This is a genomic window from Mesorhizobium sp. M8A.F.Ca.ET.207.01.1.1 (genome assembly GCF_004794715.1).
Lineage (GTDB): Bacteria > Pseudomonadota > Alphaproteobacteria > Rhizobiales > Rhizobiaceae > Mesorhizobium.
Map to the genome: position 1 here is coordinate 612797 of NZ_SRUS01000003.1, position 12332 is coordinate 625128.

Annotated in this window: 9 protein-coding genes; 8 read left to right on the forward strand and 1 reads right to left on the reverse strand. The window is 62.9% G+C overall.

Features of this window, described 5'->3' with window-relative positions; translation table 11 throughout:
- The first annotated feature begins 115 nt into the window (after nt 1-115).
- The 8 genes from EN850_RS11730 (at nt 116) to EN850_RS11765 (ending at nt 11001) form a co-directional block, all read left to right on the forward strand.
- Nucleotides 116-3604: an indolepyruvate ferredoxin oxidoreductase family protein gene (locus EN850_RS11730; RefSeq protein WP_135917339.1), complete on the forward strand. Its 3489-nt coding sequence runs from the start codon at nt 116-118 to the stop codon at nt 3602-3604.
- 144 nt (nt 3605-3748) lie between these two features.
- A complete protein-coding gene (locus tag EN850_RS11735; RefSeq protein WP_127872939.1) occupies nt 3749-6064 on the forward strand; it encodes an EAL domain-containing protein in 2316 nt (771 codons plus the stop codon).
- 246 nt (nt 6065-6310) lie between these two features.
- Entirely contained in the window at nt 6311-7126 is an 816-nt protein-coding gene (locus EN850_RS11740) for an acyl-homoserine-lactone synthase (RefSeq protein WP_246689178.1), read from the forward strand.
- Nucleotides 7127-7268: 142 nt separating this feature from the next.
- Nucleotides 7269-7418: a DUF3096 domain-containing protein gene (locus tag EN850_RS11745; RefSeq protein ID WP_015314280.1), complete on the forward strand. Its 150-nt coding sequence runs from the start codon at nt 7269-7271 to the stop codon at nt 7416-7418.
- Nucleotides 7419-7582: 164 nt separating this feature from the next.
- The gene (locus EN850_RS11750; RefSeq protein ID WP_127277793.1) at nt 7583-7807 is read left to right on the forward strand and encodes an aa3-type cytochrome c oxidase subunit IV; all 225 of its coding nucleotides are present in this window, start codon (nt 7583-7585) and stop codon (nt 7805-7807) included.
- A gap of 87 nt (nt 7808-7894) precedes the next feature.
- Nucleotides 7895-9172 carry a Re/Si-specific NAD(P)(+) transhydrogenase subunit alpha gene (locus EN850_RS11755; protein WP_136091292.1) on the forward strand — a complete coding sequence of 426 codons (1278 nt, stop codon included), beginning with the start codon at nt 7895-7897 and terminating at the stop codon, nt 9170-9172.
- The gene (locus EN850_RS11760) at nt 9169-9597 is read left to right on the forward strand and encodes an NAD(P) transhydrogenase subunit alpha (protein WP_189343545.1); all 429 of its coding nucleotides are present in this window, start codon (nt 9169-9171) and stop codon (nt 9595-9597) included. Before EN850_RS11755 ends, EN850_RS11760 begins: the two co-directional genes overlap by 4 nt.
- A gap of 6 nt (nt 9598-9603) precedes the next feature.
- Complete coding sequence (locus EN850_RS11765; protein WP_127872941.1) at nt 9604-11001, forward strand: NAD(P)(+) transhydrogenase (Re/Si-specific) subunit beta; 1398 nt, start codon at nt 9604-9606, stop codon at nt 10999-11001.
- 78 nt (nt 11002-11079) lie between these two features.
- Here the strand turns inward: EN850_RS11765 and EN850_RS11770 are convergent, their stop codons facing one another.
- Nucleotides 11080-11997, reverse strand: a complete 918-nt coding sequence (locus tag EN850_RS11770) for a hypothetical protein (RefSeq protein WP_136091293.1) — start codon at nt 11995-11997, stop codon at nt 11080-11082.
- Between the last annotated feature and the right edge of the window lie 335 nt (nt 11998-12332).

Here is a 12332-nt window from a genome sequence, read left to right on the forward strand (position 1 = left end):
GCGTTGGCTGGTCCTTTCGATTTTGTTTGACCTGCCTTGCAAGGGAAGAAAGGATGCGTCATCCGATCCCGACGTTGGCCGCTGCCCCGCGCGGCCTTCGCAGAGGAAATGCCTGATGACGCTGCATGATGTCGCGCTCGACGACAAGTTCGATCTCGGGAAGGAGCGCATCTTCCTGTCCGGCGCGCAGGCGGTCATCCGCATGCTCCTGATGCAGCGCGAGCGCGACCGCCGCGCTGGCTTGAACACGGCAGGGTTCGTCTCCGGCTATCGCGGCTCGCCGCTCGGCGGCCTCGACATGCAGCTGTGGAAGGCGAAAAAGCAGCTCGCCGGGGCCGACATCATCTTCCAGCCCGGCCTCAACGAAGAGCTGGCCGCCACCGCCTGCTGGGGCTCGCAGCAGACGGAGCTGCTGGGCGAGGGCACCCATGATGGGGTCTTTTCGGTCTGGTACGGCAAGGGGCCGGGCGTCGACCGTTCGGGCGACGTGTTCCGCCACGCCAATCTCGCCGGCTCGTCGAAACATGGCGGCGTCCTTGCGCTCATGGGCGATGACCACATGGCCGAATCCTCGACCAATGCGCACGCCACCGAATTCCTCTTCGTCGATACCATGGTGCCGATCCTCAACCCGGCCGGTGTCCAGGAGATCATCGACTACGGCCTCTATGGCTTTGCCATGTCGCGCTTTGCCGGCACCTGGGCGGCGATAAAATGCGTCAAGGACAACATCGAATCGACGGCTTCGGTCGATGCCTCGCTCGAACGGTTGAAGATCGTCGTCCCGGATTTCGACATGCCGCCGGGCGGCCTCAACATCCGCCACGAGATCGACATGCTCGGCCAGGAGGAGCGGCTGCATGAGCACAAGCGTGCCGCGGCTTCCGCCTTCATCCATGCCAATGGGCTGAACAGGATCGTCTATTCGGGCGGCCGCAATCCGAAGCTCGGCATCATCACGCTGGGCAAGAGCTATCTCGACGTCCGCCAGGCGCTGGAGGATATCGGCATCGACGAGGCGGGAGCCAACCGCATCGGCGTGCGGCTGTTCAAGGTCGGCTGCCCCTGGCCGCTAGACCTGCAGCACATTGCCGAGTTCGCCCGCGGTCTCGACACCATCGTCGTCGTCGAGGAGAAGCGCTCGCTGATCGAGGTGCAGCTGCGCGAGAGCCTTTATGGCACGGCCTCGCCGCCGGTCATTGTCGGCAAGAAGGACGAGCGCGGCGATTGGCTGTTCCCGGCCAAGGGCGCGCTGGACCCCAACGAGATCGCCATAGCGCTCGGCGAGAGGATCGTGAAGACCATCGGCCCGTCCGAGGAGATTTCGGCAAGGGTCGCCAAGCTGCGCCAATTCCAGGCGATGCTGGCGGACGCCACCGACATCGGCTCGCGCACGCCCTTCTTCTGTTCGGGTTGTCCGCACAATTCCTCGACCAAGGTACCTGATGGCTCGATCGCCGCCGCCGGTATCGGCTGCCACTTCATGGCGCTGTGGATGGACCGCAACACGCTCGGCTTCACCGCCATGGGCGGCGAGGGCGCGCAATGGGTCGGCCAGGCGCCGTTCTCCAGGCGCGACCACATCTTCCAGAATCTCGGCGACGGCACCTACAACCATTCCGGCACGCTGGCGATCCGCTTCGCCCTGTCGAGCGAAGCCAACATCACCTACAAGATTCTCTACAACGACGCCGTCGCCATGACCGGCGGCCAGCCGCATGAGGGCGGGCTGACCGTGGACATGATCGCCAGGCAGGTGCGGGCAGAGGGCGTCGACCGCATCGCTGTCGTCACCGACGAACCCGACAAATATGCGGGCAAGGCCGAGTTTCCGGCCGGCGCCACCATTCATCATCGCGACGACCTCGACCTCGTCCAGCGCGAGTTGCGCGACGTCAAGGGTGTGTCGATCCTGCTCTACGACCAGACCTGCGCCGCCGAAAAGCGCCGCCGCCGCAAGCGCGGCACCTTTCCCGACCCCGACAAGCGCGTTTTCATCAACGAACTGGTCTGCGAAGGCTGCGGCGATTGCGGCGTGCAGTCGAACTGCGTCTCGATCCAGCCGGTGGAGACCGAATTCGGCCGCAAGCGCAAGATCGACCAGTCGAGCTGCAACAAGGACTTCTCCTGCGTCAACGGCTTCTGCCCGTCCTTCGTCACCGTGCACGGTGCCAAGATCCGCAAGGCCGAAGGCCTGGCCGGCGGGACCGACCCACTTGAAGGCGTGCCGACACCAGCCGAATTCCCGCTCGGCGTCGAGGGCTGGGCGGCGATCATCGATGGCGTCGGCGGCACCGGCGTCGTCACCATCGGCGCCGTGCTTGGCATGGCGGCGCATCTGGAGGACAAGGGCTGCGGCATGATCGACATGGCCGGCCTCGCCCAGAAGGGCGGTTCGGTGTTCACTCATGTCCGCATCGCCCGCACGCCGGAAGACATCAATGCCATCCGCGTTTCGGCTGGGAAGGCCGACCTCGTACTTGGCTGCGATCTCGTCGTGTCGGGCGCCAAGAAGGTGCTGACCGCGGTACGCGAGGGGCATACGATCTTCCTGGCCAACACCGCCGAGATCATGCCGGGCGAATTTGCCCGATCGGCCGATTTCTCGCTGCCGGTCGAGCGCCTGAAGAAGGCGATCCGGTCCGCCGCCGGTGACGACAAGGCGCATTTCTTCGACGCCACCCGCACCGCCACCGCACTGTTCGGCAATTCGCTCGGCGCCAATATGTTCATGCTCGGCTTTGCCTTCCAGCACGGCGGTCTGCCCCTCTCGGCCGAAGCTGTTGAAAAGGCTATCGAATTGAACGGCGAAGCGGTGGCGATGAATATCGCCGCCTTCCGCTGGGGTCGCCGCGCGGCGCATCAGCCGGATTTCGTACGCGGCCTCGTCGCCCAGCCGGGCTTCGCCGACAAGGCCGGACAGGCCGCTTCGGTCGCTGAGACGCTCGACGAGATCATCGCCCGCCGTGTCGCCTTCCTCGCCGCCTATCAGAATGCTGCTTACGGCAAGCGCTACGCCGACAGGATTTCGACGCTGCGAGCGGCGGAAACGAAGGCCATGCCGGGTTCGACCGATGTGACCGAGGCCGCGGCCAAAAGCCTGTTCAAGCTGATGGCGATCAAGGACGAATACGAGGTGGCGCGGCTTTACACCGACGGCTCCTTCGCCGCCGAGCTTGGCAAGCAGTTCCAGAGCTACGAGAAACTCGAATTCCATCTCGCACCGCCGATCATGGGGCGTCGCGGCAATGACGGCAAACCGAGGAAATCGAGCTTCGGCCCCTGGATGATGAAGGGTTTTCGCGTGCTGGCGGCGATGAAGGGCCTGCGCGGCACTGCTTTCGACCTATTCGGCTACACCGCCGAACGGCGCATGGAGCGGCAGTTGCTGGCGCAGTACGAAGCCGATCTGCAGCTCGTGGCCAACTCGCTGGCGCCAGGCAAGATCGAGGCCGCGACAGCCCTGGTCTCGGTCCCGGCGCTGATCCGCGGCTACGGCCATGTCCGTCGGACCAGCGCCGAAAAGGCGGCGGGCGAGCGCCGCAGGTTGCTCCAGCGGCTGACCCAAACGATGCCGATACCGGTTCTCAGTGCCGCTGAGTGATTCCTCCACCAATGTTCAAAGCCTTTTTCGGGCTGTAGGCCCCTCTCGCCTTGGCAGGCGGACCGAAGCCGTTGCTTAACCCCCTGTTCTAAGCCTTTCTTAAGGCGGTTGTGGCATGACAAGGCCTAGCGTTGGGCCGACCATATGGGCAAAACAAAGACCGAAAGCATCCCCGCGGATGTTTATATCCAATTTGTGCGGTCGTTGTTCGACAACGCGCACATGTTGGTGATCGGTGGCGCGTGCTACTGGATCCTCGGATTCATGATTTATCAGCGCACGCAAAATCTGTTGTTTCTGGCCTTTTCTTTTATTCTACTGCCGATCAGCCTTCTTCGTTATTTCGGTATTCGCAGCTTCCTGAAGACCGGCGGCATGATTGCCGATGTCGAACACGCACACCGATTGGAGCGCAGCTACATCTTCAAAGGCTGCTTGCAGGGCCTCGGTTTGGGTGCGCTGTGCTTCGTGTCGATCTATGTGTATCCCGACCCATTCGCCGAACTGGCGGCGATGTCACTGACGTTGGCAACCCTGGTCACGGTTGTCGCCCGCAACTACGGTTCTCCGCGCATGGTGCGGATTTTTTCCGTAACCTTCATCGGTCCGATGGCAGTTGCGCTCCTGCTGCGTCAGGATGCCCCGTCTGTCGTCCTCGGTCTGATGATCTTCCCGATGACGTTCATTACCATCAACAGCGCCGACCATGTTCGCAATGTGCTTTTTTCCGCGGTCATCGGCCACCAGCAGGCGAAAAGCATAACGCGCAGGTTCGACCGCGCGCTCAACACCATGTCGCACGGCCTAGTCATGCTCGGCCCTGACGGGCGTGTCGCGGTCGCCAATGCCGAGGCCGCTCATCTGATGTCGCTGAAATCGGCCGACGCGCTGCTCGGGCGCTCCATCCACGGCCTTCTGATGCGCGGCGTCGCCGGCGGTATGCTGGCGCCGAAGGACTGCCGCTACGTCGAGGCGCAGCTGACTCGCGCCCTGCGCGAGGGCAGGGACCGCAAGGTGCTTGTTTCGCTCGCCAACGGCCAGCATTACGAATTCTCCGCGCGCGAAGGCAGCCAGGAACTCGGCGTGATCACCTTCGAGGATGTTACGGCGCGCGTCGAAGCGGAGGAAAAGATCCGGTTCATGGCGCGCTACGACAATCTCACCGGCCTTCCCAACCGTGCCTATTTCCACGAACTGGTCGGCGAACTGATGGCCTCCGGCGACCGCGACCGCCTGTGCGGCCTCGCCGTGATCGACCTCGACGATTTCAAGAGCGTCAACGACACGCTCGGACATCCTGTCGGCGACGGGCTGATTTACGCCGTCGCCGATCGCCTAGCGGCCATCGCCGGGCAAGGCCTTACCGTCAGCCGCTTCGGTGGCGACGAGTTCATGCTGTTCTTCGACCGCATCGATGACGAGAGCCACCTGGAGAGCCTGCTCGACCGGATTTTCGCCGAGCTGCAGGGAGAGGTCGACGTCGCGGGCCACGGGTTGCGGATCCAGGCCAGCGCCGGCGCGGTGCTGTCCAAGGTCGGCGGGACCGATGTCGACGCCATGATCGTCAAGGCGGACCTGGCGCTCTACAAGGCCAAGGAGCTCGGCAAGAACGGTTGGCGGCTGTTCGAGGCGGCGATGGACGCCGCGTTCCGCAATCGCCAGCTGATGAAGGCGGATCTGCGCAGTGCCGTGGAAAGCAGGGACCTGCGGGTCGTCTACCAGCCGATCGTGGCGATGAACACCATGCGCATCGCCAGCTGCGAGGCGCTCTGCCGCTGGGACCATCCCGATCTCGGACCGATTTCGCCCGGCATCTTCATTCCGCTGGCCGAGGAGATGGGCATCATTTCCGAAATCAGCACCTTCGTGCTGCATGCGGCTTGCACCGAATGCGCCAAATGGCCTGACCAGACCAGCGTCTCGGTCAATCTCTCGGCCAGGGATTTCCGCAGCCGCGACGTCATCCAGAAGGTGCGCGATGCGTTGGCGAACTCCGGCCTCGCCGCCGGCCGCCTAGAAATCGAAGTCACGGAAACCGCGCTGCTCGACGACAAGTCCTTGACCCGCCAATATATCGAGGAACTGAAGCAGCTCGGCGTCCGCATCGCCCTCGACGATTTCGGCACCGGCTATTCAAGCCTGAGCTATCTCCATAAGCTTCCACTCGACAAGATCAAGATCGACCGGTCGTTCGTGATGGACATCACCCACAATCCGCGCTCACTCGAGCTGTTGAAGGGCGTCGTCGATCTGACCCGTATCCTGGGGCTTACCGTCACCATCGAAGGCGTGGAGACATTCGAGCAGCTTAAGGTCTTGATGCATTCGGTGAAGCCGGATCTTGTCCAGGGCTTCCTGTTCGGCGCAGCGCTCAGCGCGTCGGGTATCGAGACGATGTCGAACGTCACTTGGCCATTTGCCGCGGATCTGCGTCTCGCCGCCAAGCGCACAGCCGGCTAGCTTTCGCCGCAAATTCCCGCCCATCGAAGTCAATAATGTGCGTTGCTTGGATCGTGTGGCGGGCTCGTAGGAACCAGCATATTTGGCAGTGACTTGGAACAATTCCAAGCAAAGCGCTCAGTAGTTTTCACGCGAACTTGGATCTGGACGCCAAAACTGCTCCTTTAGCCAACACCACTCTGCCGCCAGAATCTCCGGTCGTTAAGGTTAACAAGTGGTAAATTGGTAGGGTCGAATTTTCGGCTTGTGTCTCATTTCAACTCGAATAGCCTGTTCAGAGGCGGATACGAGGACTTGAGAATGGATGCTGCAAGAAACGATGCGCGGGCTGGCGCCGGCGCAAATGCTGGGTCGGCGCTGAACCATTCGATCATGCAATTGCTGGAGCATGTCGACTATCGTCTCATCACTGGAGGCGAGGATCTGGAGGCGATCTACCGCCTTCGCTATCATTCCTACCTGCAATCGGGCATGTGCGGCCCGATCGCCAGCGGGATGTTCGAGGATCGCTGGGACAATCTGCCGAATTCCTATCGGTTCGGCGTCTACTTCGATGGACACCTGGTCAGCACATTACGGCTCCACTACATTTCCCGAGAGCACCCTCATTCGCCGTCCGTCGACGCCTATCCGGAAATATTGACCGAGCGGCTTGCCCGCGGAGAGACATTCATCGACGGGACTCGCTTCGCAACCGATGCCGACAGTGCGCCCGCGCCCGGAGTCCTGCCTTTTCTGACGCTCAGGCTTGGCATGGTGGCCGCCAGTTACTTCAACCTTACGGCAGTGCTTACGCCGATCAAGATCGAGCATTCCGCTTACTATGCTCGCATCTTCCATGCCATTCAGAGGACAGAGGGCAAGGTGTTCCCGGGTGTTCTTGCGCCGATCGCTCTGTTCGAAATCCCCTGCGGCGAAAACTTGCGCCAGACACTCGAACGGTTCCCGTTCTTTAAGTCGACGGCGGTGGAGCAGCGGATGATGTTCGCTAATCCGGCCATCAACCGGCTGACGCCGCTGTCCATCGTACCGACGGCGAAATACTATCGCGACGCTGCCTGAACGGGCGCCTTCCTGGCATCATGAACCTTTCCCGCGGATCTGCCGTTATGAGTAGCGGCATCGCCATCGAGTATCGCCGCAATTCTGCCCAACGGGCGTTCGCCCCCGGCGTGTCGCATTGTTCGTGGGAAGGAATACGGTCATGACCATCCACTCGCTGGCCCTCACGCCGCTCATCTCGCTGATTGCCGGCGTGCTGATCCTCATCATGCCACGGCTGCTGAACTACATCGTCGCGCTCTATCTGATTGTCGTTGGACTGCTGGGCCTGTTTCCGCATCTGGCCGGCTGAGACAGCGGGTCAAGCGTGCCGCAAAGCCGCCGATTGCCCGGCATCGGCGGCCAGTTTCAATTTTCCCTTGAGGCAGTTGTCGGCTGCGATGCGGCAATAGCGCCATTGCTCTGCGCCCAGCTTTTCGGTATGTGCCTGAAAGATGTCTTCGAAGGGGTATTCCTATGGCTGAGCACACGCCGACCGGTCCTGTAGAACTGGGCGCGAAGATGGACTATGCCGAGCATGACCGTACCTATGCGGGCTTTCTGGCGCTGGCCAAATATGGCTCGCTGTTCTGCGGCGCTCTACTTCTGGCGATGGCTTTCGGCTTCTTTGCGGGCGGCTTTTTTTCGGCGACCATCCTGTTCGTGCTGATCATGGCCGTCGGCGCCTTCATTCTGCGATAGACCTTCCAAAACCCTCTTGCGGTTGACGGAGCCGGATATCCCGGTCGACACGTCGCGCAGACAGGTTCCAGCCGAAAGGATCATGCGGTGGGACAGACGGTTTTCATCCCTCGTGAGCTCGATGCGAACGAGCCGCGCGTCGCCGCTTCGCCCGATACGGTGAAGCGGCTGGCGGGCCTGGGTTTCGACGTCATCGTCGAAACCGGTGCCGGAACCCGCTCGCGCATCCCCGACGAAGAATTCGCCAAGACAGGTGCCGTTATCGGCAAGGCCTCGGATGTCGCCAAGGCCGATGTCGTGCTGAAGGTTCGCCGGCCAACGGACGCCGAGCTGAAGAGTTACAAAGCTGGCGCCGCGGTGATCGCCATCATGGATCCCTACGGCAACGATGCCGCTGTCTCGGCCTTGGCCAGGGCCGGCGTCACCGCCTTCTCGATGGAATTCATGCCGCGCATCACCCGCGCCCAGTCGATGGACGTCCTGTCCAGCCAGGCCAATCTTGCCGGCTACCAGGCGGTGATCGACGGTGCGTCGGAATATGACCGGGCGCTGCCGATGATGATGACGGCGGCGGGCACCGTGCCTGCAGCGAAAGTGTTCATCATGGGCGTCGGCGTCGCCGGGCTGCAGGCGATCGCCACCGCGCGCCGTCTCGGTGCCGTCGTTACCGCCACCGATGTGCGCCCCGCCGCCAAGGAACAGGTCGCCTCGCTCGGCGCAAAATTCCTGGCGGTCGAGGACGAGGAGTTCAAGGCCGCCGAGACCGCCGGCGGCTACGCCAAGGAAATGTCCAGGGAATACCAGGCCAAGCAGGCGGCACTCACCGCCGAGCACATCGCCAAGCAGGACATCGTCATCACCACGGCGCTGATCCCGGGACGGCCGGCGCCGAAGCTCGTCTCCGCCGCCATGGTCGCCTCGATGAAGCCGGGCTCGGTGCTGGTCGATCTCGCTGTCGACCGCGGCGGCAATGTCGAGGGTGCCGAGCCAGGCAAGATCGTCACCACCGCCAACAATGTGAAGATCGTCGGCCACCTCAATGTGCCCGGCCGTGTCGCCGCATCCGCCTCGCTGCTCTACGCGAAGAACCTGTTCGCCTTCCTCGAGACTCTGGTCGACAAGACGACCAAGACGCTTGCCATCAACCGCGACGACGACCTGGTCAAGGCGACGATGCTGACCGATGGCGGCAAGGTCGTTCACCCGGCCTTCGCCAAGGCGGACCAGCAGCCCTATGTCGAGCCGGCGGCGATCCCGGCCACGACCTTGGTCGCCGATGCGTCCACGCCTGCGCCGAAAAAGGCGGCAGCGAAGAAACCTGCCGCACCCAAATCGCCCGCGTCTAAGCCGAAAGGGACCGCGTGATGGATCAGACCTTGCAGAAAGCCCTGGATCAACTCGACCAGGCAAGTGCTGCCGTCAGGCTCGCGGTGCAGAACCTGGCCAATGCCCCGGGCGGCACCGAGGCCGCCGGTAATGCCGCGCACGCGCTGTCGGGCGGCGCCATCGATCCCTTCGTCTTCCGCTTCGCCATTTTCGTGCTGGCGATCTTCGTCGGCTACTACGTCGTCTGGTCGGTGACCCCGGCGCTGCATACCCCGCTGATGGCGGTCACCAACGCCATCTCCTCGGTCATCGTCGTCGGTGCGTTGCTCGCCGTCGGTATCGCGGCTTCGGGCGTTGCCGCAGGCTTCGGCTTCGTCGCGCTGATGCTGGTCTCGGTCAACATCTTCGGCGGCTTCCTCGTCACCCAGCGCATGCTGGCCATGTACAAGAAGAAGGACAAGTAGAGCGCCATGAACGCCAACTTTGCGTCCTTCCTCTACCTGGTTTCCGGCGTCCTGTTCATCATGGCGCTGCGCGGCCTGTCGCATCCGACAACCAGCCGCCAGGGCAATCTCTACGGCATGATCGGCATGGGCATCGCCATTGCCACCACGCTGGCGCTGGCAACCCCGTCCGCTGGCCGCTTCGGCCTGATCGTGCTTGGCCTCGCCATTGGCGGCGGCGTGGGCGCCGTCACCGCGCGCCGCATCGCCATGACCTCGATGCCGCAGCTGGTCGCAGCCTTTCACTCGCTGGTCGGCCTCGCCGCCGTCATGGTGGCGGCCGCCGCCATCTACGCACCGGAGAGCTTCGGCATCGGCACCGCTGGCGACATCCATGCCCAGGCCCTGATCGAGATGAGCCTCGGCGTCGCCATAGGCGCCATCACCTTCACCGGCTCGGTCATTGCCTTCCTCAAGCTCGATGGCCGCATGTCCGGCAAGCCGATTATGATCGGCGGCCGTCACTTCATCAACGCCGCACTTGGCATCGCCCTGGTCGTGCTGATCGTGCTCCTGGTCGGTACGGAATCGAAGCTGGTGTTCTGGCTGATCGTCGCCGCCTCGCTGGTGCTCGGCATCCTGCTGATCATCCCGATCGGCGGCGCCGACATGCCGGTCGTCGTTTCGATGCTGAATTCCTATTCGGGCTGGGCGGCGGCAGCGCTCGGCTTTACGCTCGGCAATCTGGCGCTGATCATCACCGGCGCACTGGTCGGCTCGTCGGGCGCCATCCTGTCCTACATCATGTGCAAGGGCATGAACCGAAGCTTCATCTCGGTCATTCTCGGCGGCTTCGGCGGCGAGGCGGCCGCCGCGGCTGACGACGGCATCGAGCGCACCGTCAAGCAGGGTTCGGCCGACGACGCCGCCTACCTGATGATGAACGCGCAGAAGGTCATCATCGTGCCGGGTTACGGCATGGCGGTTGCGCAGGCGCAGCACGCGCTGCGCGAAATGGCCGACAAGCTCAAGGCCAACGGCGTCGATGTCAAATACGCCATTCACCCGGTCGCAGGCCGCATGCCTGGCCACATGAACGTGCTGCTGGCGGAGGCCAACGTGCCTTACGACGAAGTGTTCGAGCTCGAGGACATCAACTCCGAATTCGCGCAGGCCGACGTCGCCTATGTCATCGGCGCCAACGACGTCACCAACCCGTCCGCGCGTGATGACAAGAGCAGCCCGATCTACGGCATGCCGATCCTCGACGTCGACAAGGCCCGCACCTGCCTGTTCGTCAAGCGCTCGCTCGGTTCCGGCTATGCCGGCATCGACAACACGCTGTTCTACAAGGACGGCACCATGATGCTGCTCGGCGACGCCAAGAAGATGACCGAAGAGATCGTCAAGGCGATGGATCACTGATCCGGCCGATCTTGACTGTCGAATAAAGAAAGAGCCCGGTGGATGCCGGGCTCTGTGATTCTCGGCTGATGCTTGCCTTCAGCCGTTGGTCAGGAACACCGCTTCCTCTTCATCGCGCTGCCTGCCGCCGAGAGCCGCGGCCGCACTGGCGATGAAGGCGCCGATGACCAGCGACAGGGCACCGAGAAGCGCAAAGGTGGCGCTTGCCTTTCTTGCCGTGTCGGCCGCCTGCTTCGCCTTGACCTTCGCGTCCTGCGCCTTCGCCAGCACCGCGTCGACACGTGTCTTGGCGTCAGCCTCGGAAAGGCCGGTGCGCGCGGCGACCAATTGCGCAAGATAGGTCTTGTCTTCCGCGGAGACCTCGCCGGCGACGCTCCCGGCGATCAGGATACGTGAGGCCTGCCCGGCTGCCGCGGCTTCATCGCCTGGATTGGCGGCCGCGAGCTTGGCCGGATCGGCCGGCCGGAACAGCGAATCCACCAGATAGGAGGTCGCATTGTCGGCCGATGCGCCGCTGGCATTGGTTGTGGCGCCGGCCGACGCGCCCATGGCGGCTCCCGAGGCCACGGTGGACGCGGCCTGTACACCTGATCCAATCGCGGCGGAAAGCGCCGAGCCAAGTACGCCTACAACGAGAAGCGTGGCCAACGCCCAGGCGAGAAAGCCGTGGGCGGTGTCCCGGAAATAGACCTCGTCGGTGTGGATGCCGACCCATTTGGTACGCAACCGTCCTGCCAAATAGCCCCCGACAGCGGAGGAAAGCCATTGCACGATGACCAGCCAGACGGCGGTGGACACCGCGAAGGTGGTGATCGATGCGCTGGAGCCCGACCATGGCGAAACCATAGTGAGCCCGAGGCCCGAGCCGAGCAGCATGAGGATGAATGTCAGCGTCGAGGCCGCGAAGGCGCCGGCAATGATCGGTCCCCAGCTGACCGCGGTGGAGGACGATTCCGTCGAAGCGGATACGTTGACAGCCGATAGGGCGGACTGCATTTCAGGCCCCCTACCGTACGAACAGCATGATGAGGATGATGATCGGAATCGGAATGCCGAGCAACCAGAGCAAGATGCCGCGTCCCATGGATGTCTCCTTGTGAGAAATTGTGATCGATACTGTCACAATGTCTCTCGGGAGCTTCCGTTCCGATGGGCTATGAAATGATTTTGTTTGCCGGCGGTGGACAAACTGGCGCGGCGTAGAACGGTTCATTGTCTCACGAAAACGCGGAACCGCTCTATTCGTTGTCTTGACGAAGTCCCCCAGGGGAAAGCGCTATCGCTTTTCCCCGGAAAACCGTTCCGCACTTTCTGGAATTGCCTGGCGCGCC

Coding starts and splice junctions, on each gene's coding strand:
- EN850_RS11745 (WP_015314280.1), top strand. CDS start 7,269: ATGACCATCCACTCGCTGGCCCTCACGCCGCTCATCTCGCTGATTGCC.
- EN850_RS11770 (WP_136091293.1), bottom strand. CDS start 11,997: ATGCAGTCCGCCCTATCGGCTGTCAACGTATCCGCTTCGACGGAATCG.
- EN850_RS11730 (WP_135917339.1), top strand. CDS start 116: ATGACGCTGCATGATGTCGCGCTCGACGACAAGTTCGATCTCGGGAAG.
- EN850_RS11750 (WP_127277793.1), top strand. CDS start 7,583: ATGGCTGAGCACACGCCGACCGGTCCTGTAGAACTGGGCGCGAAGATG.
- EN850_RS11765 (WP_127872941.1), top strand. CDS start 9,604: ATGAACGCCAACTTTGCGTCCTTCCTCTACCTGGTTTCCGGCGTCCTG.
- EN850_RS11735 (WP_127872939.1), top strand. CDS start 3,749: ATGGGCAAAACAAAGACCGAAAGCATCCCCGCGGATGTTTATATCCAA.